General features: G+C 59.7%; 24 protein-coding genes. 9 read left to right on the top strand and 15 right to left on the bottom strand.

The genetic code is table 11. The features are described 5' to 3' along the window. Positions 1 to 73 precede the first annotated feature (73 nt). Both ACEN83_RS22300 and earP read right to left on the bottom strand, forming a co-directional pair. Positions 74 to 643, bottom strand: a complete 570-nt coding sequence (locus ACEN83_RS22300) for an elongation factor P (RefSeq protein ID WP_007955690.1) — start codon at positions 641 to 643, stop codon at positions 74 to 76. Between the two features lie 48 nt (positions 644 to 691). Further along, entirely contained in the window at positions 692 to 1,834 is a 1,143-nt protein-coding gene (gene earP, locus ACEN83_RS22305; protein WP_495578462.1) for an elongation factor P maturation arginine rhamnosyltransferase EarP, read from the bottom strand. A gap of 124 nt (positions 1,835 to 1,958) precedes the next feature. Here earP and ACEN83_RS22310 point away from each other — a divergent pair, with 124 nt between their 5' ends. Then, entirely contained in the window at positions 1,959 to 2,369 is a 411-nt protein-coding gene (locus tag ACEN83_RS22310; protein WP_217837547.1) for a hypothetical protein, read from the top strand. 2 nt (positions 2,370 to 2,371) lie between these two features. Continuing rightward, on the top strand, positions 2,372 to 2,854 hold the full coding sequence (locus ACEN83_RS22315; RefSeq protein WP_495578463.1) for a GreA/GreB family elongation factor: 483 nt from the start codon (positions 2,372 to 2,374) through the stop codon (positions 2,852 to 2,854). Between the two features lie 6 nt (positions 2,855 to 2,860). Here ACEN83_RS22315 and cysB read toward each other — a convergent pair whose 3' ends face one another. From cysB to ACEN83_RS22340, 5 genes are all read right to left on the bottom strand, one after another. Then, positions 2,861 to 3,835 (bottom strand): HTH-type transcriptional regulator CysB, encoded by a 975-nt coding sequence (gene cysB / locus ACEN83_RS22320; RefSeq protein ID WP_015094029.1) that lies wholly within the window; start codon positions 3,833 to 3,835, stop codon positions 2,861 to 2,863. A 113-nt stretch (positions 3,836 to 3,948) separates the two neighbouring features. Then, positions 3,949 to 4,452, bottom strand: coding sequence for a universal stress protein (locus tag ACEN83_RS22325; protein ID WP_007973551.1), 504 nt, complete (start codon positions 4,450 to 4,452; stop codon positions 3,949 to 3,951). Between the two features lie 95 nt (positions 4,453 to 4,547). Beyond that, positions 4,548 to 5,453, bottom strand: a complete 906-nt coding sequence (locus tag ACEN83_RS22330; RefSeq protein WP_495578464.1) for a 5'-nucleotidase — start codon at positions 5,451 to 5,453, stop codon at positions 4,548 to 4,550. A gap of 25 nt (positions 5,454 to 5,478) precedes the next feature. Further along, entirely contained in the window at positions 5,479 to 6,432 is a 954-nt protein-coding gene (locus tag ACEN83_RS22335; RefSeq protein ID WP_495578465.1) for a putative 2-dehydropantoate 2-reductase, read from the bottom strand. Then, positions 6,429 to 6,815, bottom strand: coding sequence for a thioredoxin family protein (locus ACEN83_RS22340; RefSeq protein WP_218479688.1), 387 nt, complete (start codon positions 6,813 to 6,815; stop codon positions 6,429 to 6,431). The genes ACEN83_RS22335 and ACEN83_RS22340 overlap by 4 nt, the downstream gene beginning before the upstream one ends. Here ACEN83_RS22340 and ACEN83_RS22345 point away from each other — a divergent pair. Both ACEN83_RS22345 and ACEN83_RS22350 read left to right on the top strand, forming a co-directional pair. After that, the gene (locus ACEN83_RS22345; protein WP_007973560.1) at positions 6,814 to 7,257 is read left to right on the top strand and encodes a PilZ domain-containing protein; all 444 of its coding nucleotides are present in this window, start codon (positions 6,814 to 6,816) and stop codon (positions 7,255 to 7,257) included. The two genes, ACEN83_RS22340 and ACEN83_RS22345, sit on opposite strands and share 2 nt — an antisense overlap. Positions 7,258 to 7,444: 187 nt before the next feature. Next, positions 7,445 to 8,521: a 3-deoxy-7-phosphoheptulonate synthase gene (locus tag ACEN83_RS22350; RefSeq protein WP_007973561.1), complete on the top strand. Its 1,077-nt coding sequence runs from the start codon at positions 7,445 to 7,447 to the stop codon at positions 8,519 to 8,521. 84 nt (positions 8,522 to 8,605) lie between these two features. Here ACEN83_RS22350 and ACEN83_RS22355 read toward each other — a convergent pair whose 3' ends face one another. Beyond that, entirely contained in the window at positions 8,606 to 8,893 is a 288-nt protein-coding gene (locus ACEN83_RS22355) for a GNAT family N-acetyltransferase (protein ID WP_007973562.1), read from the bottom strand. A 641-nt stretch (positions 8,894 to 9,534) separates the two neighbouring features. Between ACEN83_RS22355 and oprI the strand changes: the two genes are divergently transcribed. Continuing rightward, entirely contained in the window at positions 9,535 to 9,786 is a 252-nt protein-coding gene (gene oprI, locus ACEN83_RS22360; RefSeq protein ID WP_003199355.1) for an outer membrane lipoprotei OprI, read from the top strand. Between the two features lie 123 nt (positions 9,787 to 9,909). Here the strand turns inward: oprI and ACEN83_RS22365 are convergent, their stop codons facing one another. The 3 genes from ACEN83_RS22365 to ACEN83_RS22375 all read right to left on the bottom strand — a co-directional run bounded on the left by ACEN83_RS22365 (position 9,910) and on the right by ACEN83_RS22375 (position 12,201). Beyond that, positions 9,910 to 10,884 (bottom strand): L,D-transpeptidase family protein, encoded by a 975-nt coding sequence (locus tag ACEN83_RS22365; RefSeq protein ID WP_007973563.1) that lies wholly within the window; start codon positions 10,882 to 10,884, stop codon positions 9,910 to 9,912. Positions 10,885 to 11,245: 361 nt separating this feature from the next. Next, positions 11,246 to 11,539 carry a hypothetical protein gene (locus ACEN83_RS22370; RefSeq protein WP_003226812.1) on the bottom strand — a complete coding sequence of 98 codons (294 nt, stop codon included), beginning with the start codon at positions 11,537 to 11,539 and terminating at the stop codon, positions 11,246 to 11,248. Positions 11,540 to 11,595: 56 nt separating this feature from the next. Further along, on the bottom strand, positions 11,596 to 12,201 hold the full coding sequence (locus ACEN83_RS22375; protein WP_007973565.1) for an arylesterase: 606 nt from the start codon (positions 12,199 to 12,201) through the stop codon (positions 11,596 to 11,598). 10 nt (positions 12,202 to 12,211) lie between these two features. On the opposite strand from ACEN83_RS22375, the gene ACEN83_RS22380 reads away from it, so the two are divergent. Genes ACEN83_RS22380 through greB form a run of 3 tightly spaced genes read left to right on the top strand, consistent with a single transcriptional unit; the run spans position 12,212 to position 15,931 of the window. Continuing rightward, positions 12,212 to 12,895: an ABC transporter ATP-binding protein gene (locus ACEN83_RS22380; protein WP_495578466.1), complete on the top strand. Its 684-nt coding sequence runs from the start codon at positions 12,212 to 12,214 to the stop codon at positions 12,893 to 12,895. Next, entirely contained in the window at positions 12,895 to 15,399 is a 2,505-nt protein-coding gene (locus ACEN83_RS22385) for an ABC transporter permease (protein ID WP_495578467.1), read from the top strand. The genes ACEN83_RS22380 and ACEN83_RS22385 overlap by 1 nt, the downstream gene beginning before the upstream one ends. A 34-nt stretch (positions 15,400 to 15,433) precedes the next feature. Beyond that, a complete protein-coding gene (gene greB / locus ACEN83_RS22390) occupies positions 15,434 to 15,931 on the top strand; it encodes a transcription elongation factor GreB (protein WP_007973570.1) in 498 nt (165 codons plus the stop codon). A 3-nt stretch (positions 15,932 to 15,934) separates the two neighbouring features. Here the strand turns inward: greB and ACEN83_RS22395 are convergent, their stop codons facing one another. The 3 genes from ACEN83_RS22395 to ACEN83_RS22405 all read right to left on the bottom strand — a co-directional run bounded on the left by ACEN83_RS22395 (position 15,935) and on the right by ACEN83_RS22405 (position 18,450). After that, positions 15,935 to 16,243 carry a hypothetical protein gene (locus ACEN83_RS22395; RefSeq protein WP_007973571.1) on the bottom strand — a complete coding sequence of 103 codons (309 nt, stop codon included), beginning with the start codon at positions 16,241 to 16,243 and terminating at the stop codon, positions 15,935 to 15,937. Between the two features lie 247 nt (positions 16,244 to 16,490). Beyond that, a complete protein-coding gene (locus ACEN83_RS22400; protein WP_495578468.1) occupies positions 16,491 to 16,925 on the bottom strand; it encodes a DoxX family protein in 435 nt (144 codons plus the stop codon). Between the two features lie 103 nt (positions 16,926 to 17,028). Beyond that, on the bottom strand, positions 17,029 to 18,450 hold the full coding sequence (locus ACEN83_RS22405; RefSeq protein WP_116580060.1) for an MltF family protein: 1,422 nt from the start codon (positions 18,448 to 18,450) through the stop codon (positions 17,029 to 17,031). Positions 18,451 to 18,674: 224 nt separating this feature from the next. Between ACEN83_RS22405 and ACEN83_RS22410 the strand changes: the two genes are divergently transcribed. Further along, complete coding sequence (locus ACEN83_RS22410; RefSeq protein WP_495578469.1) at positions 18,675 to 19,490, top strand: TatD family hydrolase; 816 nt, start codon at positions 18,675 to 18,677, stop codon at positions 19,488 to 19,490. Between the two features lie 16 nt (positions 19,491 to 19,506). Here the strand turns inward: ACEN83_RS22410 and ACEN83_RS22415 are convergent, their stop codons facing one another. Further along, the gene (locus tag ACEN83_RS22415; protein ID WP_495580838.1) at positions 19,507 to 20,469 is read right to left on the bottom strand and encodes an IS110 family RNA-guided transposase; all 963 of its coding nucleotides are present in this window, start codon (positions 20,467 to 20,469) and stop codon (positions 19,507 to 19,509) included. Positions 20,470 to 20,703 lie beyond the last annotated feature (234 nt).

Here is a 20,703-nt window from a genome sequence, read left to right on the forward strand (position 1 = left end):
CTGCGATCCCTTGATCTTCCAGGCACAAAAAAGCCCGACTCAATGGTCGGGCTTTTCATTCCTCAAGCAGTGCTTATTTGGCACGGCCTTTGTAGGAACCGCCTTCGCGGGTATCGATCTCGATCATGTCGCCGATTTCGATGAAGTCAGCAACCGACAGCTCGGTACCGTTCTTCAGTTTGGCAGGCTTCATGACCTTGCCGGAAGTGTCGCCGCGAGCGGAACCTTCGGTGTAGTCAACCTGACGCACGATGGTGGTCGGCAGCTCTACGGAAACCAGACGGCCTTCGAAGAACACGGCTTCGCAAACGTCGGTCATGCCTTCTTCCACGAATGGCAGAACGCTTTCGATGTCTTCGGCGTTCAGCTCGTACATGGTGTAGTCGGTGGTGTCCATGAACGTGTAGGAGTCGCCGCTGATGAAGGACAGGGTCGCTTCCTTACGGTCGAGGATCACGTCGTCCAGCTTGTCGTCCGCACCGTATACGGTTTCGGTCTTGTAGCCGGTCAGCAGGTTCTTCAGCTTGGTCTTCATGATCGCGCTGTTACGACCGGACTTGGTGAATTCAGCTTTCTGAACCAGCCAAGGATCGTTGTCGATACGGATCACGGTACCGGGTTTGAGTTCTTTACCAGTTTTCATTGCGAATATCCGAATTTGGATGGGATTTACAAAAATCTAGGCCGCGTATCATATCCAATTTCCATAAAACTGTACCAGCGCCGTGGCAAGATCGGCCTGCAAGGCCTGTTCCAGACACCACGCCTCGGCGTGTTTTTCCAGCTCTGGCCAGTGTTTACGGGTGGATTGCCAGTGGTCGGGCATTTTTTCACCGGCGTTCCAGGCCCGCCAGAGACCGCTGATCGCCTCCCGCGCAGGGTCCGATAGCCCCTTCACATAGAGTTCGAGGAAGGCTTCGAGCTTGTCCAGATGGATATCTTCTTCCTGCCGGTAGATGTGCCAGAGAAATGGCCGGCCCGCCCATTGAGCGCGCACAAAGGAATCTTCGCCACGCACGGCATTGAAATCGCAGCACCACAGCAACCCGTCGTATTGGTCCTGGCGGACGAATGGCAGCACTTGCACGGTCAAGGCGTCACGCACATGCACGGCACCGGCCGCCAACCCCTGCACACCGAGCCAACGCTCGACATCGCCGAGAATCCGCCCTTCCGGGACCAGCAGATGAGTGGCCGTCGAATCGCCAGCCATCGCATCGAGCCAACTGGCCAGCCCGGTATTTTCGTAGGCAAACAATGAGATCAACTGTGCGCCAGGTGCAGGATCAATCCCTAAACCGTGCAGGAATTCTCTTTGAGTTTGCGGGTCCTGCTGAAATTGCCGACGACGCTCAAGCAATCCGTGCTCGCGCAACAATCCGCCAGTGCCCTTCTGGAAACCCGGGAAGAAAAAGAACTTCTGTACGTTTTTGTACTTCACCGAGGGCAATCCGTGACAGCCGATCACCCAGTCCTCGGCACTCAGGTAGTCGAGGTTCATCCACAGCGGAGTCTTTTCCCGTTCGACCATGGCATCCATATAGGCGCTCGGCAATTGGCAGGCGAATGCAGCAATCACCACATCGGCAGCTTCGGTCCGTTGCCACTCGGCTGGCCATTGGCGCACTTCGACGCCTTGCTGCCATTGCTGCGCAGCGTGGATGTCGATTGGCGGACACAGGCGCTCGAACGCTCGCAGATCATCGACCCATAGACGCACCGCCAGCCCATGTTCGGCCACCAGTTGCCGGGCCAGTCGCCAGGTCACGCCGATGTCGCCGAAATTGTCGACCACGGTGCAAAAAATATCCCAGCGGGTTTTCAGTTCAGGCATTCCAGGCTCCCGTTGGCAAAGGCGCCGATTGTCCGCATAAATTACCCCGTGCAGAAGAGCCGACGACGATTATTCTTCATGCGACAATCGCCACCCGCCAGTGACCTTTCGCCAGGAGGCAACCATGCCCCACCGCCCCGCTCCGCGCCGATCCTTCCCGATCAGCCTCAATGCCCTGCAACTGACCGGCAGCATCGCCCTCGGCATGTGGCTGGGATTCATTGCCATCGTGCTGACCTGCTGGCTCGCTTCACGCCTGCTTTTCAGCGAACAATTGGCACCCGTAGCAGCAGCTGTGGAGCAATTGGCCAAGCCACCGGTGGTGACTCAACCGGTGCCGGACATCCCGCCACAAAGCCCGCTGTTCGAGCAATATGAAGAAAACCTGCGCAAGAGCGAGCAGGCACAACGGCTCGATCAGGCACGCAGCAGCACTCGCAACCTGGCCAACCCGAACTGTCAGTTCTGGCTGCAACAGGACCGGACTGCACCCAGCGAAAAAAGTCGCGCCAACGTTCTGCAATTCTGTGATTGATCATGAATAAGCACACCGTCCACCAACTGATTCTCGACAAGCTGCAGATCGATCTCGACATCGCCGAACGGGCCGCGCAAACCGCCTACGAAACGGCGACCCACGAAGAAAACATCGCCGAGAACAAATACGACACCCTGGGACTCGAGGCGTCCTATCTCGCGGCCGGGCAAGCCAAAAGGGTCGAGGAAATCCGCCAGTCACTGAGCCTCTGCCAGAACCTGGCCCTGCGCCCGTATGACGAAAAGCGGGGCATCGAAGTCGGCGCGCTGCTCGGGCTCGAAGACGAAAACGGGCGCGAACAATGGCTGTTCCTCGCCCCTGATGCAGCCGGGTTGAAAGTCGACCTGGTGGGGCAACTGGTCACCGTCATCACCCCGCGCTCGCCGCTGGGCAAAAGCCTGCTGGGCAAGTTCGAGGGCGACGAGGTGGAAATTTCGGTGGCGGGCGCTCGGCAACAGTTCGCTGTCACCGAGGTCGTTTAAACGGGCTTAATGGACTGGCAGTTCGACACCTTCGAACAGCTCTTCCAGTTCCTGCTTGTTGTGGCATTGAATGGCCTTGGCCATGACTTCGCGGGTCAGGTGCGGCGCGAACTTCTCAATGAAGTCGCACATGAAGCCACGCAGGAAGGTGCCGCGACGGAAGCCGATCTTGGTCACGCTGGACTCGAACAGTTCGCTGGCATCAAGTACGACCAGGTCGCTGTCGAGTTTGGTGTCGACGGCCATTTTCGCCACGATGCCCACGCCCAGGCCCAAACGAACATAGGTCTTGATCACGTCGGCGTCGGCGGCGGTGAATACCACTTTCGGCGTCAGGCCTCGATGGCTGAACGCTTCGTCGAGTTTCGAACGACCGGTAAAACCGAACACGTAAGTGACGATCGGGTATTCGGCCAGCGCTTCGAGGGTCAGTTTCGACAGTTTGGTCAGCGGGTGGCCCTGAGGCACGACCACGCAGCGGTTCCAGCGGTAGCACGGCATCATCACCAGATCACCGAACAGTTCGAGCGCTTCGGTGGCAATGGCGAAATCCACGGTGCCATCAGCGGCCATTTCGGCGATTTGCATCGGCGATCCCTGATGCATATGCAGGGCAACGTCCGGGTATTGCTTGATGAAATTGCTGATCACCGGCGGCAACGCATAACGCGCCTGGGTGTGAGTGGTGGCAATCGACAGGGTGCCTTTCTTCTCGTTGGAGAATTCCTGGGCGATCTGCTTGATGCTTTCAACCTTGCGCAGGATCTCGCCGGCGGTGGTGATGATGCGCTCACCGGCCGGGGTGACCCGGGTCAAGTGCTTGCCGCTGCGGGCAAAGACTTCGACGCCCAGTTCATCTTCCAGCAGGCGGATCTGTTTGCTGATGCCCGGTTGAGAGGTGTAGAGGCTTTGGGCTGTAGCGGAAACGTTGAGGTCGTGGTGCGCCACTTCCCAGATGTAGCGCAATTGTTGAAGCTTCATATGAATCCCTCAAAGCAGGTAGACGCCACGGGCATCAGCGACGATATATAACTATATTAATGGTTCGAAGAATAAATCTAGAACTTTTTTATCAGATTGCCATTATTCGTGTCCTAGCGGTCCCCTTGACGACGACGTTGCACCAGCGGCACCAGATAGACCGGCACCTTGGACAGTTGCAACACACGGGCGGCGGTCCGGCCCAAAGGCGTTTCCGCACCCGCACCGTGGCTGTGACTTCCTACGATCAACAAATCCACGGAGAGTTTCTGCGCCTGGTCCAGAATCACCTGCGAGGGGTCGCCCTGCAGCACCCTGACTGCCTGAATCCGTTCCAGGTCGTGCTCCCCTTCGTCCCCCAGTTCCTCACGAAAACTGTCGAGCACCCGCTGCTCGATACTGGCAATCACCGTATTCAGGCCTTGGCTGTGAAACTCGTTCAGCGCTTGTTCATCGAGATAACTTTGCAGCACCGATTCGGCAAACAACCCCATGGGCTCAACCGCATGCACGACGTACAAATTGGCATTGAAGGTCCGGGCCAGCTCCAGGGCATGCTGCATCACCACGGGCGCGTACAGGCCAAGGTCAGTGGCGTACAGCATCGAACGAATCATATGACCTCCTCGACTGCCAACATGGCGGACATTTGATTCAGCTTAGCAGTGCCTTGGCGACTACGACGTCCGGCGCAACACATTGAACGGCGGGCTTAAACCTTTTGCTCGTTGCTTATGCCGTGGGGCACATGACCGGTGGCGACGACTTCACGGGCCAATTCGCAGTGGCCGGCCTGATCATCGAAAAACACGTCGGCCGCAAAGGCTTCGAGAAAGGCGGACTTGGTCAGGCCGCCAAGGAACAGCGATTCGTCGAGACGGATATCCCACTCGCGCAACGTGCGAATCACCCGCTCATGGGCGGGCGCCGATCGCGCCGTGACCAGCGCGGTACGAATCGGACAGGCGTCCTCCGGGAACTCACGCTGCAACAGGTTCAGGGCCGCGAGAAAGCCCTTGAACGGCCCACCGCGCAACGGCTCGCGAGCGGACTCACGCTCGCTGGCCTGGAACGCCTCCAGACCACCGGCCTGATAAATGCGCTCCGACTCATCGGAAAACAGCACCGCGTCTCCGTCGAAGGCAATGCGCAGCTCGTCGCTGGCCGCACGACTGGCACCGCCAGACAGAATGGTCGCCGCGGCGAATCCGGCATCCAGGGCATTGCGTACGTCTTCGGCGTGGGTCGAGAGAAACAGATCGCAGCCAAAGGCCTTGAGGTAGGGATACGGACTGCGCCCGCCGACGAATGCCGCACGGGAAATCGCCAGTCCGTAATGGTCGATCGAATTGAATACCCGCAGCCCGGTGTCGGCGCTGTTGCGCGACACCAGAATCACCTCGACCCGGGCGCGGCCCAGACTATTGTTGAGGTTCAGGAGTTTCTGCACCAACGGAAAAGCATCGCCGGGCTGAAGGATTTCGTCTTCGTGCTCGATCTGATACTGCCGGTAGGCTTCGACGCCGCTCGACAGATAGACCTTGTGGCTTTCGCTCAAATCAAACAGCGCCCGCGAAGAAATCGCCAGCACCAGCTTGTCGTCAATTGCCTTTGGCATGCCCTTCCCCCTCAGGTCGGTCGACTCAGGTGTTGCGTCGATCAATGAAACTCAAGCTGCGATACAAAGCCTCGATGCGCGGCATTTCACATCCCGCGGCCCGGGCGGCCGCCAGTGGTCGAGCGTAGATCGCCGCCAGCTCCAGCGGCCGCCTGTGCAGGAAATCGTGGTACATGCTCGGCCAGTAGTCGGGCATTTTCTCGGTCACCATGAACAGGTGCTCGGCATACCCTGCCGGTACGTCGTGCCCGCAGGCAATTGCGCCTTGCACCACTTCAGCCATCAGCGCCTTGATCAGTTCGCGACTGTCGGCATCGGCCATCAACGGTGTGGTGCTCGCCCCGAGCAAAACCGAGAGACCGTTGTAAGGGATATTCCAGACCAGTTTTTGCCAGCGCGCCTGATGCAGATTCGCCATGGCCTGGGAATCGAGGCCGGCGCCGCGGAACAGGCCGACGCCCTCCTCGACTATCGCAGTGCGTGTCGGCCCATCGGCGGGACCGCTGTGATAACCCACGTGCACCGCACCCAGCGCCTGATGGGTGATGACGCCCGGCGCCTCGCGATGGACGCAGATGTAGCAGAGTCCGCCGAGCACATGCAGCGAATCGGGGAGCAACTCGCGCAGGCTGTCCTCCACGTCCAGGCCATTTTGCAACAGCAGCACTTTGGCATCCGGTGCCGCCGCCTGCAGGATGGCCGGTGCCAGATCTGCGTTGCTGGTGGTTTTCGCGCCCACCAGCAGCCAATCGCAGGGCGGCATGTCTTCAGCCTTCGAGTAAGCCTGTACCGGGTTCAGTTTCAGCGCACCGTGGGGCGCGCTATCGACTTGCAAACCGTGCTCGGCCACGGCGGAAAACTCGCTGCGCAGCAGAAAATGCACATCAAAACCGGCACGCGCCAGCATCACCCCGTAGAAACCGCCGATTGCGCCGGTCCCGATAATGCCGATTGTCGGCCTGGCAACTGTCCCCATCATGGCAACTCCTCTGCTGTTCGACTCAACGCCTGGCGCACTGCTCGATTGAGCTCTGTGTCGGTCAGGCGCGATTTCAGTGCTCCGAAAAACTCGCCGTCGCGAACGACAAACAGCGCCGGCAAATGAAAGACCTGATAACGCTCGACCAGCCCGCCGTTATTACCGGCATCGATCCAGCACAGTCGATCGACGGCCAGATCGAGTGTCGGTAATTGCTCGCGGGCAAAACGGCAGCTGGCGCAGCCGACACTGGTGAAAATGACCAGCGAAACACCGCTCATCGCCAGTAGCCGTTGGTCGGCGTCAAAATCGGTCAGTTCCAATTCGACCACTATACTGGGGAGAACAATGTCAGATGGCCGACACATGGAGTCTGTGTTCATGGGACGATTCATTCCTCACCCTGACGATGTGCCTGTCGAATTAACCTTGCTCAAACCTGAGTGTATTTCGCGACGGCAGCTGCACACTATCAGCCTCGGGGGCATGGCTTGCAATTATCACCGCGCGTGGCGCTACGGCACGGCACTGGAAGTACGCATGCCGACCGTGAACCCGGACATGCGTTACCTGGGCTATGTCGCCTGGTGCCTGCGGCGCAAACGCGGTTATCTGGTGGGCATCGCTTTCGTCGACGAACAAACGCTGTTCAGCGCCCGAATGGGTGAGCAGGTGTGCCAGATCGAACGCTACTGCCGCCTGCATGAGTCCCACGAAGACTTGCAGGATGTTCAGGCCCTGGCGCTCGAATGGGTCCAGGAGCATGCCGACGAGTTCTCCCACGAATCGGTGCGCAAGGCTTTTGCGCAGCCGGTGCCGGAATAGGGGCGTACTTGATCGGTTTGGCCCTCACGGCAGGGAAACTGACTGCGAAAGCCCACCAAACCGGCGTCTGCCCATTGTCGAGCCACGGTGTAACGCGCTAAGGTTCGGCTCCCCGACGCGCTTAATTTGCTGTGCTCCGCCGCGCGGGTTCGCTGGCGGCCGGCACCCGTGACCTGACGAGTAAACGATGGCTGATTTACCGATCAACGACCTAAACGTCGCCTCCAACGAGACGCTGATCACTCCTGACCAGCTCAAGCGCGATATTCCCCTGAGCGACGCCGCACTGCGCACCGTCACCAAGGGCCGCGAAGTCATTCGCAACATTCTGGATGGCACCGACCACCGCCTGTTTGTCGTCATCGGGCCTTGCTCGATCCACGACATCAAGGCCGCCCACGAATATGCCGAGCGCCTGAAGGTTCTCGCTGCCGAAGTGTCCGATACCCTGTATCTGGTCATGCGCGTGTATTTCGAGAAGCCGCGTACCACCGTCGGCTGGAAAGGCTTGATCAACGACCCTTACCTGGACGACTCGTTCAAGATCCAGGATGGCTTGCACATCGGTCGCCAGTTGCTGCTGGACCTGGCCGAAAAAGGCCTGCCGACCGCCACCGAAGCCCTCGACCCGATCTCCCCGCAGTACCTGCAGGACCTGATCAGCTGGTCGGCCATCGGCGCACGCACCACCGAATCCCAGACTCACCGTGAAATGGCGTCCGGCCTGTCCTCGGCCGTCGGCTTCAAGAACGGTACCGACGGCGGTCTGACCGTGGCGATCAACGCCCTGCAGTCGGTTTCCAGCCCGCACCGCTTCCTGGGTATCAACCAGGAAGGTGGCGTCTCCATCGTGACAACCAAGGGCAATGCCTACGGTCACGTGGTGCTGCGCGGCGGCAACGGCAAGCCGAACTACGATTCGGTCAGCGTTGCGCTTTGCGAGCAGGCGCTGAACAAGGCGAAGATCAAGCCGAACATCATGGTCGATTGCAGCCACGCCAACTCCAACAAGGATCCGGCCCTGCAACCGCTGGTGATGGAAAACGTCGCCAACCAGATCCTCGAAGGCAACAAGTCGATCATCGGCCTGATGGTTGAAAGCCACCTGAACTGGGGCGCCCAGGCGATCCCGAAAGACCTCGCCGACCTGCAGTACGGCGTGTCGATCACCGACGCCTGCATCGACTGGACCGCGACCGAAAACACCTTGCGCAGCATGCATGCCAAGCTCAAGGATGTGCTGCCTAAACGCGATCGCAGCTGATCGCCTGACGGCCTGTTCAAAAAGCGCACAAAAAAACGCCGGGTAGAACCCGGCGTTTTTTTTATGCATTCGTTTGACTGAAAGTCACTGACTCAGCTTGGCCGCATGCCGCTGGTGACGCTCCATGTAGCGCTCGACGTAGGAGCACGATGGAATGACGGTGTAGCCCATTTCGTCAGCGTACTCCAGCGCCTTCTCGGTCAAGGCTGCCGCAATACCTCGACCACGCAATGCGTTGGGCACGAAGGTGCGATAGATATCCAGGGTCTGTTTCCCCAGATCCATATAGGTCAGATAGGCACGATGACCGTCCACATTGGTCTCGAACTGATGACCAGCCTGGTCATGGTGGATGGACAACGCCTCGCTCATCACTACTCCTCGCGGGTCTGGAATTCCGACCCCTACCTTACCGATGTTTTTCCGGCGAAGGAACATCTACGCCACCCCGTGCCTGAATGGACACCGAGAAGAGCTGCACCGATCTCGCGCTACCGAGCACGTACAAATAGTAGGCACCATTGACAGAAATGCTCAAGGTACGCTCGTCATCATGCCCGTTGGCGGGTGCTGCTCCGTAATCACGCAGGAATGGCTCGACCGAAGGTCACTCCGGGTCGATAGCCTGAACATTGCCGGATGTTGAGACTTAAGACGAGCGCCCGTTGTTAAAGTCACCTGAACATCGAGAAAGATAGTGAGAGGCGCCACGCAAAAGCCGAACAAAAGTGTAGACGAATCCATATAGGCGGACTTTAGCCAGCCGGGGAAAAAGAGCGCTGTGCCGAAGGAACTTTTTCTCGGCAGTTCGCTCAGCCACGGGCCTTGCAGCTGGATATTTTTTAAACAATTCAGTTAAAAGTTGCTCGAAAAAGAATCAACGCCTACAATTTTTTTTGCTTCTTGCTTCACGTCAGTTTTACTTACTACAAGTAATGGGTAGTATGTACGCCGGCTATTTCCTCAATCGGAGGAGATAGCTACTTAATAGAAAGTCCTTGAAGGGGAACACGATGAACAACGTTCTGAAATTCTCTGCTCTGGCTCTGGCCGCAGTTCTGGCTACCGGTTGCAGCAGCGCATCGAAAGAAACCGAAGCACGTCTGACCGCTACTGAAGACGCAGCTGCTCGCTCCCAGGCTCGTGCAGACGAAGCTTACCGTAAAGCTGATGAAGCTCTGGCTGCTGCTCAAAAAGCACAACAGACTGCTGACGAAGCTAACGAGCGTGCTCTGCGCATGCTGGACAAAGCTAGCCGCAAGTAATAATCCCTCGGGATTGTTATCAAGCCGACCCATTTTTTGGGTCGGCTTTTTTATTGCCCGGCGTTTCTCCAGGCAATAAAAAACCCGTCGACGCGGTCTGCGTCGACGGGCTCTTTGCAAGCGTTACTGCAGCGGATCGATCGGCGTGCTCGACACCATCGGCGCGACGCCGTTGCCCGGCACTGCGATCTCTACCGGCAGACCGTCCTCAGCGGCCACCACGTCCCGCACCACATCCCAGTTCATGCGCAGGTTGTTGGTGATGTCTTCACGCTTGAGCATCGCATTGATGACCGCTGTGTGCTTGTCGACCACCGACGGGTTGCCCTTGTCGTCCAGCGGCGTGTGCGCCTCCAGATAGACCTTGCCGCCACTCATGCCGAACTTGTACGGGTCGTTGATGATCCGTACCGAAGTACCGACCGGCACCATGCCTGCCATTTCCAGCACGTTGTTGTTGAACATGCGGAAGCAACCGTGGCTGGTGCGCATGCCGATACCGAACTTCTTGTTCGAACCGTGGATCAGGTAGCCCGGAGTGCCCAGGGTGAACTTGAATGGGCCCAGCGGGTTGTCTGGGCCTGCCGGCACGACGTTGGGCAGCGGATCACCGTCTGCCGCGTGCTCGGCCTTGATCGACGCCGGAGGCGTCCAGGTCGGGTTAGGCGTCTTGGCGGTGATGCTGGTGTGGGCAATCGGCGAGCCCCAGCCTTCACGACCGATACCCAGCGGGAACGTGTACACCACGTTCTTGCCTTTCGGGTAGTAGTAGAGGCGATATTCAGCCAGGTTGATCACGATGCCTTCACGCGGGCCTGGTGGCAGGATGAAGCGGGTCGGCAGAATGATTTCCGTGCCGGCGCCCGGCAACCATGCATCGACACCCGGGTTGGCCGCGACCATTTCCGTGTAGCCCAGGTCATAGGCAGTACCAAGGTCGGCGAAGGTGTCTTCGTACTTGGCCTTGATCACCTGCACCTGGCCGATGATGTCCTCACCAGGCGGTGGCAGGGGAAACTCCAATGCTGCAACAGGACCGGCCACAAAAAGGGCGGCAAGGGTCAGGCAGCGGGTGACGGCAGGAAAGCGCGGCAACATCCGGAAAATCCTTCGCATGATCAACTGAGGGTATAAGGACGCGATTGTACACTGCCGCCCGTTATTTCGGGGAGATGGCCCGATTGCAGGCAGTGCAAGGCGGTAATGGCCGCTCGGAACGTGGTCCTGGTGCGTGCGTGTTTCCCTGTAGGAGCTGCCGCAGGCTGCGATCTTTTGATTTTGATTTGTGACAATGTCGAAGGGGCGCAAGATCAAGATCAAAAGATCGCAGCCTGCGGCAGCTCCTACAGTGGGTCGGCGCTTGCCAAAAGTAACCCGCGGCAAGGGTGAAACCATAAGCCGCCGTTACCTCAACAACGGATATGTACACAAAACAACGGGGCTGGTGCGCGACGACAGACTAAAGCTCAAACCGCAATTCAGGCCAGATCGGCGACGTCCCCCGCTTCTGCGACTCAAGAATGGCCCTGCACAACGAACACAGCCGCTGATCCTGAAACACCCGGCGATCAACACTCGACCAGCGCGGTTGCGCCGGCAACAGGCTGCCGCAAAGGGTCCGGTCCGCCGAGCCGCCCAACTCCAGCTGACGGGTCACCAGATGCACCCGCACTTCCTGGCAGGCGAACAGATCCAGCTGTTCGTCAGGCTCGATCAGTTGATAGGCAAAGAGTGACCAGGCGGGACGCGGCATCGGGGGCTCCAAATCGGGGGCGCCACCTTAGCCGAAAGCCTGCGTCTAGAAAAGTGTCATAACAGCGGTTTTAGAGTAGGCCAGACATTTTCCAGCAACTTGTCCTGGGCCCCGGCGGCCGGGTGTATGCCGTCGGCCTGCATCAACTCCGGATGACCGCCCACGCCGTCGAGGAAAAACGGCACCAACGGAATCTTTTTCTCATCGGCCAGGTTGCTGTAGACCTCGGCGAACGCCTTGGTGTATCGCGCACCGTAATTGGGTGGCAGTTGCATGCCGAGCAACAGCACCTTGGCACCGCTGGCCCGGGAGCTGTCGATCATCGAGGCAAGATTTTGTTGCAATTGAGTTGGCAGCAAGCCGCGCAGGCCGTCATTGCCCCCCAACTCGAGGATCACCAGTTCCGGTTTATGCTCTGCAAGCAGCGCGGGCAGGCGCGCCTGGCCTCCAGCACTGGTGTCGCCACTGATGGACGCATTGATCACTTTGTCGTCGAAACCTTCGCGCCTGAGCCGTTGTTCAAGCAGCGACACCCACCCCAGCCGGGTATCCAGTCCGAAACCGGCGCTGATACTATCGCCAACGATCAGGACTGTACCCGCCGCTGCGTTTTGGGCCATGCACATCAAGGCCAGGCCAGCACTCAAAAACCAGACACGCATCGGACTCTCCATGGGCGCAAGCATTCTCATCGCGAAGGACCTTAGCAAAGTGGTTCCCAGCGCGGAAGGTGAACTGACCATCCTGCACGAACTCAGCCTGGAACTGAACCAGGGCGACAGCCTGGCCATCGTCGGCGCTTCCGGTTCCGGCAAATCCACCCTGCTGGGCCTGCTCGCAGGTCTCGACCTGCCGAGCAGCGGCGAAGTCACCCTCGCCGGGCAGGGTCTGAGCAACCTCGATGAAGACCAGCGTGCGCGCATCCGCGCCGAGCACGTGGGTTTTGTCTTTCAATCGTTTCAGCTGCTCGATAGCCTCAATGCCCTGGAAAACGTCATGCTGCCGCTGGAGCTCGATGGCCGCAAAGACGCCCGCGAACGCGCCACCGAGTTACTCCAGCGTGTAGGACTCGGCCAGCGCCTGACGCATTCGCCGCGCCAGCTCTCCGGGGGCGAGCAACAACGCGTGGCGATTGCCCGCGCGTTTGCCGCCGAACCCGATTTGCTGTTCGCCGACGAACCGACCGGCAACCTCGACAGCCACACCGGTGAGCGCATCAGCGACCTGCTGTTCGAACTCAACAAGGAACGCGGCACGACCCTGGTGCTGGTGACCCACGATGAACGCCTGGCCCATCGGTGCCGGCGCCTGATCCGTCTTGAAGCCGGCCTGCTGGTCGCCCCTGTGGAGCCTTGATGGCACGCCTGCCGCTGTTGCGCCTATTCAGTCTCGCCATCCGCCAATTGCTGCGCGACGCCCGCGCCGGTGAATTGCGCGTATTGTTTTTTGCCTTGCTGGTGGCCGTGGCCGCGAGCACTGCCATTGGCTATTTCGGCGCCCGCCTGAATGGCGCCATGATGCTGCGCGCCACTGAGTTTCTCGGTGCCGACCTGCTCCTCGAAGGCAGTTCGCCCGCGCGCCCCGAACAGATAAGAAGCGGCACAGACCTGGGACTGCAACATGCGCAGGTGGTGGAGTTTTCCAGCGTCATTGCCACAGACAACGGCATCCAGTTGTCCAGCATCAAGGCGGCCGATGACACCTACCCGCTACGCGGCGAACTGAAAAGCGCGCCCGCCCCGTTCGCCACGGAAAGCGCCGGTGGCGGACCGCAACCCGGTGAAGCCTGGGTCGAGGCACGCCTGCTGACCGCCCTGGACCTGAAGATCGGCGACAGCATCGATGTCGGCATGAAAACCCTGAAACTGGCGCGGGTGCTGACGTACGAACCCGACCGCGCCGGCAATTTCTACAGCCTGACGCCGCGGGTGCTGATCAATCTCGACGATCTTGCGGCAACCGGCGTGGTGCAACCCGGCAGCCGGGTCAGCTATCGCGAATTATGGCGAGGCAATGCCCAGGCACTCGAGTCGTATCGGCAACTGATCAAGCCGGGGCTCGCCGCCAACCAACGCTTGCAGGATGCCCGGGATGGCAACCGGCAGATCGGCGGCGCCCTGGGCAAGGCCGAACGCTACCTGAACATGGCCAGTCTGGTGGCGGTGCTGCTGTCCGGCGTGGCGGTGGCGTTGTCGGCGACCCGCTTCGCCACCCGCCGCTTCGATGCCAGCGCGTTGTTGCGCTGCCTCGGGCTGTCACGTCGGGAAACAATGGTCTTGTTCAGCCTGCAACTGACTGTGCTCGGGCTGCTGGCCAGCATCAGCGGTGCCCTCCTCGGCTGGCTCGCACAGCTGGGGTTGTTTGCCCTGCTGCGCGACTTGCTGCCGACCGACGTACCTCCGGGCGGACTGTTTCCAGCCGTCGCCGGGATCGGCACCGGACTGGTGGCCCTGGCCGGTTTCGCCTTGCCGCCACTGGCGGCTCTGGGCCGGGTTCCGCCATTGCGCGTGCTGCGCCGGGACATGCTGCCGATCCCTTCCAGCACCTGGATGGTCTACGGTGCAGCGCTGGGCGCCCTCGCCCTGATCATGTGGCGCCTGAGCCTGGACCTGGTGCTGACCTTCGCCCTGCTAGGCGGTGGCGTGATTGCAGCGCTGGTGCTGGGCAGCTTGTTACTGCTGCTGTTGAAGAGTCTGCGGCGCTTGCTCGCGCGTGCGTCCTTGCCCTGGCGCCTGGGACTCGGGCAATTGCTGCGACATCCGCTCGCTGCCGCGGGCCAGTCCCTGGCGTTCGGCCTGATCCTGTTGTCGATGGCACTGATTGCACTGCTGCGCGGCGAACTGCTGGACACCTGGCAGAACCAGCTGCCGAAAAACGCCCCCAATTACTTCGCCCTGAACATCCTGCCCGCGGATAAACAGGCCTTCACCGATCACCTGATCGCCGTGTCGGCAAAATCGGCCCCCTTGTACCCGGTGGTGCCTGGGCGCTTGATCAGTATCAACGGCGAACCGGTGCAGCAGATCGTCACCAAGGAATCGGCCGGCGACCGGGCGATCCAGCGCGACCTGAGCCTGACCTGGGCCGCGGACCTGCCGGAGGGCAACAAGCTCACGGCGGGCAATTGGTGGAACGAACAAACGCCAGACGATGTTCCCGGCGTGTCGGTGGAAGGCAAGGTCGCTGAAAGCCTGAAACTCAAGCTCGGCGACCACCTGGTCTTCAGCGTGGGCGGGGTCAATCGCGAGGCGAAAGTCACCAGTCTGCGGGAGATCAACTGGGACAACTTCCAGCCGAACTTTTTCATGATCTTCCAACCCGGCACCCTCAAGGATCTGCCGGCGACTTACCTGACCAGTTTCTATCTGGCAGCGGGACATGACCAACAGATCGTCGACCTGTCCCGCGCCTTCCCGGCGGTGACGATCCTGCAGGTCGAAGCCTTGCTGGAACAACTGCGCAGCATCCTCGCCCAGGTCACCCTGGCGGTGGAGTACGTGTTGTTGTTTGTGTTGGCCGCGGGGATGGCGGTGCTGTTTTCCGGCCTGCAGGCGACGCTGGACGAACGCATTCGCCAGGGCGCGCTGCTGCGTGCGCTGGGGGCTGAACGGCAATTGCTGGTCAAGGCGCGGCGCATCGAGTTCGGTTTGCTGGGGGCGGTCAGCGGTTTGCTGGCGGCATTGGGCTCGGAACTGGTGAGCCTGGTGCTCTACCGCTATGCCTTTGACCTGCCGTGGCATCCGCATCCATGGCTGTTGCTGCTGCCACTGCTGGGCGCAGTGCTGATCGGCGGTGCCGGGGTGTTCGGCACTCGTCGGGCATTGAACGCCAGCCCGCTGACAGTCTTGCGCGAGGGTTGATAGACTCCAGCCGTCTCCACCACAAGAAGTTGCCATGAGCCGTTACCGCCCTCCCCGCACTGCCGGCACCGCGCTGATCACCCCCGAGGGTGAAGCGCGGATGCGCGCCGAATTCCATGAGCTGTGGCATGTGCGTCGGCCCCAGGTGACCCAGGCGGTCAGCGAAGCCGCGGCACAGGGTGACCGCTCGGAGAACGCCGAGTACACCTATGGCAAAAAGATGCTGCGAGAGATCGACAGCCGCGTGCGCTTTCTCACCAAACGCCTGGAAGCGCTCAAAGTTGTCAGCGAAAAACCCAGCGATCCGAACAAGGTCTATTTCGGCGCCTGGGTCACGATCGAGGACGAGGATGGCAAGGAGTCGCGCTACCGGATTGTCGGGCCGGATGAGCTGGACCTCAAACAAGGCCTGATCAGCATTGACTCACCATTGGCCCGAGCCCTGATCGGCAAGGCATTGGACGCCGAAGTCCGGGTCCAGACACCGACCGGTGAGCAGTGTGTTTATATCGTGGCGATCGACTATCCGTAAAACTCAAGGGCGGGTGATCAGCCCTTGCCGGGCAACGCGGGTCAGTTGCCTGATCACCTCGGGAGCGTCTTCGAGGCTGGGAGATTGAATCACTGCCAGATCAAAACTGTCGTCGGCGAAACGCGCGAGGGACTCACCGTCTTCGACAAACTGGATCAGAAAGGCAGCAGGACCGCCGGTACGACGTGGCCAGCCATCGAGATAACGCAAGAGCGTCGGCTGATGTTTGCCGCCAAGCAGGATTTTTGGATTGCGCTGGGTGAGATGTGCCGTGATCGGCGCGGGACGTACAACCGGGTTTAGTGCATTCATTGTGTCGTGTCTCTGCCTCAAAAGTCTGCATGGCAGGTGAGAGGCAACACCGAACCAGCGCTTTAGCGGTATTTCGAAGCCTGTTCCGGCTTCTATCGGCGACTGGATGAGTCACCTGGCGCCCCGCAAGTAGCTGTTTAAATCGGCGCATGAGCACATCCTAGAGAAGCTGACTGGACAGTGTCAAGAATGACGCTCAACAAAAAAGGCCCGCACGATGCGGGCCTTTTTTGTTGAGCCAGAGCGGTCAACCGGCGATGACACGGTCCGCCGAGAGTTTGCCCGCACCTTCGATCAATACCGCGATACTGCCACCGAGCAGGGCCAGGGCGAATTCATAACCGTTGTTGGCCATGAACAGACCGTTGCTGATGTGCACCGTGAAAATCGCGACCAGCGACAGGAAGATCAAGCCCAACGCAGCCGGGCGAACCAGCAGGCCGATGATCAGCGCCAGGCCAGCGAAGAATTCGGTGCCGCCCGCCAGTGCCGCCATCAGGTAACCCGGCGTCAGTCCGAGGCTTTCCATGTACTGCGCGGTTCCGGCCAGACCATGACCACCGAATGCCCCGAAGAGTTTTTGCGAGCCGTGAGCGGCGAAAACAATACCGACCACGATGCGCAGAACGGTCAGGCCGTAGCCGGCGCGGGTAAACAGTACCTTGTTGATCAGAGTGCTCATGCTGTTTCAATCCTTGTCAGTGTGTGTGGGTTGGGCGCCATATTAATCAACAAATCACATGTTAAAAGCGGAAAAAACCCACAATTACAATCAGATTAGTTGATCATTTGCGAGAGACAACCTTTTGTCCCTGAGGCTCCAACGACTCCCGCTCCCGGTCGAACGCCAGGTAATACTTGTTCACGCTATTAACATAGCTGACAGGTCCCATACCCACCTGCTCCATGGCCACGCGTTCGACCTGGAAGAACCACTGGTTGGGATTCAAGCCTCGCCGCCGGGCTTCGGTGCGCATGCCCTGAACCCGCTCCGGCCCGATGTTGTAGGCCGCCAGCACGAAGGCCATGCGTTCGCGCTCGTTGAGTTTCGGGCTGGCAAAGAACTTGCGCCGGATCATCGCCAGGTACTTGGCCCCGGCCTGCACATTGCCGTCTACGTCCTGAATATTGCTGACTCCCACCCGCTGCGCCGCAGAAGGGGTGATCTGCATCAGGCCGGTCGGGCTGCCGCCACTGCGGGCGGTGGGCTGCAACGCTGACTCCTTGAAGGCCAGCGCCGCCAGGTTCAGCCAGTCCATGCCCTGGGCATCGGCGTGTTTCTGCAGCACCGGACGCAGTTTTTCCAGGCGCTGGCGGTCCGCCTTGGCCAGTGGATAGTGCACTTGATAGAGACGACGATAAATGCGCAGGAATGCAGCGTCCTGATCCGACGGTTTTTTGTAGACGGTGAGGAAGCGATCAATGCTGGCCCGCAGCATCGATGCATCGCGGCGCACGAACCAGAACTCTTCGCCCGGCTCACTGATGACGACCTGCTTGTCGAAACGCAGCTTGGGCAGGATCTTGCCCCAGCGTTCGGCAATCGGTTGCTCGACGATGGTCAGGTGAAAGATACCGCCCTGGACCATCTCCAGTACGTCCTCGACGGCAAGGCTCGGATCGACCCACTCGATGTTGACCGGCGGCAGCTTGTGCAGGGCGAGCTTTTGATTGATCTGGCTGATGGCATCCCCGGCGGCGCTGCCGGCGGGTAGCGCCAGGGTCTTGCCGGAGAGCTGTTCAAGCCGGGTGTAGCGGCGTTCGCCCTTGATGCCCACCAGGACCAGCGGGATGTTGCTGGCAATCGGCTCACTGCTGCTGACGGCGAAGCCCGGTTGCAGGTCGAGCAACTCACCTGGCGCCACCAGATCGCCCTCCCCGCGCTGCAAGGCGCCAAGCAGTTGATCCTTGGCCTTGGGAATGATCTTGAGGGTGATTTCCTGACCGTCACGGGCGTGGCCGTTGAGGTATTGCTCGAATGCTCTCAGGCGATGGTATTCAACCCCGATCGCCTGCCCCTGGACTTCGCCGGAACTGTTGCGGCTCTGGTTGACCAGCACCCGCAGCACACGACTGCTGCGAATCTGCGCCAGGTCGCGCACCTCGCTGGCCGGTACGGCTTGCAGCGGCCCGGGCAGACGCGCGACCGCCGTCATCGGCAGTAGCAGCGAACAGCACAGCAGTAGCAAAACCGAGGGACGAATCATCCACTCTCCGGAAAGAATATGAGGCCGCTTCAATGACGCGCGGCGACAAAAACAGAGCGCCCAGGGCGCTGACAACGCACGAAAGACTGGCACAATGATGGCAAAACTACCAACCCAGCCTGGTCCGCGGCTCAAGAGACAGCGTTAACCCGTTGTAGTTCTTGGCTTTTCTTATAAATCCACGGCTCTGATATGCTTTCCGGCCTTTGGGCCGAGGTAGCACCATGCAACTCATCGATATCGGCGTCAACCTGACCAACGCCAGTTTTGCCGACAAACACCAGGCCGTACTCGACCGCGCCTACGCGGCCGGCGTGTGCCAACTGGTGCTGACCGGCACCAGTATCGAAGGCAGTGAACAGGCCCTTGAGCTGTGCCAGCAACTGGACGCAAGCAATCAGCGCCTGTTCGCCACCGCCGGTATTCACCCTCACTGCGCCAGCGACTGGAACGCCGACAGCGCCCGCCGTCTGCGCAGCTTGCTCAACGAGCCGAATGTGGTGGCCGTGGGTGAATGCGGGCTGGATTTCAACCGTGATTTCTCGCCGCGCCCGCAGCAGGAAAAGGTCCTCGAGGAACATCTGGCCTTGGCCGTCGAATTGCAGCTGCCGGTTTTTCTGCACGAACGTGACGCCAGCCAGCGTTTGCTGGAAATCCTGCGCGACTTCCGCGACCAATTGCCGGCCGCGGTGGTGCACTGCTTCACTGGCGAACAGAAGGCACTGTTCAGCTATCTCGACCTGGACCTGCACATCGGCATTACCGGCTGGATCTGCGACGAGCGCCGGGGTACGCATTTGCATCCGCTGGTCAAGGAGATCAAGCGCGGACGCCTGATGCTCGAAAGCGATGCACCGTACCTGCTGCCACGCAGCCTGCGCCCCAAGCCGAAAAACGGACGAAACGAGCCGGCATACCTGACCGAAGTATTGCGCGAAGTGGCACTGCATCGCGGGGAAAGCCAGGAAGATCTGGCGGCGCACACGACAGCCTGTGCACGCGCGTTTTATGGCCTGCCATTGATCTCCTGTTCACCATAAATCCCTGTGGGAGATTCTATGGTTGAGGGAAAGCCCTCAACTGGCTTTTTGGTTGATATTCGCTTTGCCCTTTCAGCAAGGCGAATACCACCCGAGCAAGCTTGCGAGCCAGCATCACCAACGCCTGAGTGGTGCTGAACCCCCGAGTTCTTTGTTCTTCGTAATACCCTTTCCAGGCTTTCGTACGGCTAGCCGACATCGCTGCATTGTGCAGAAGTCGGCGGGCCTCGGGGTCACCGCGCTTGGTCAAACTGCGGCGAGCGTCTTTCTGTCCTGATTTCGCCACCCGTAAATCCATGCCCAGGAAGGCGATAAATGCATCCGCGTTTCTAAAATCCCCTCGCTGAAATGCGGTTATCAAGCGGGCCCCAGTCAAAAAACCAATACCCTCAACTTTCAGGCAGCGCTTCAATTGACCGAGCAAACCGGCTTCTTTGAGCTGATCGTTGATCGTCTTTTCGATCAGCGTCTCAAGCTGCTGCATGGACTTCACTTGCTCGGCAAAAGCCGCCTTGAGCAGCGGCTCATTCGACCAGCTCTGCACCAGGCCGACCCTGGCCTGGACCAAGGCTGCGCGACGGCGGAAAAGGCTCAGGAGCTGGCGGTACAGCGGTGAGGGCGGGGTCCAAGGACGCAACTCCTCGGCTTCGTTCTTCAGGTAACGAGCCAGTAGCTTGGCATCCAGCGCGTCGGTTTTGGCGCGGATTTTCACGCCTTCGCGATAATGTTTGAGTTCATAGCCTCCCACCATGTAAATCGTGCAACCGGCCTCATAGGCCAGATCAGCGAAGTCCAGGTGGTAGATGTTGGTCGCCTCAATGGCAATAGCCACCGTCCCCGACAACGCCTTCAGCCACTGCTTGATGGATGTTTTGGTGTTGGCAATCTCTTCAAGAAAATCACCATCAGACTGATAAATCACCAGTTCATTCTTGGCGACATCCACACCCACGATCGGTTTTGATAGAGAGACCGGCATTGCCACAGGATTTCCTCCGGGATAAGGTTTGAGCACTTGAAGGGCTCACCCAGAGGCGCAGGCTTGTTCCTATCGTCGGTCTAGCCAGATGCATTCTTTATCGGCGCTTGGGTGAAAGGAGGAGGGGCGATATCTCCCACGGTCTGTACTGCGTCAACAGTCAGAATCGAGCCTTGTCCCTCCTCCTCCCTTCAAGTCCTACCATACAAGCGAGCTTGCTCGCGATGGCGGCTA

It is taken from the genome of Pseudomonas sp. Pseusp49 (assembly GCF_059491875.1).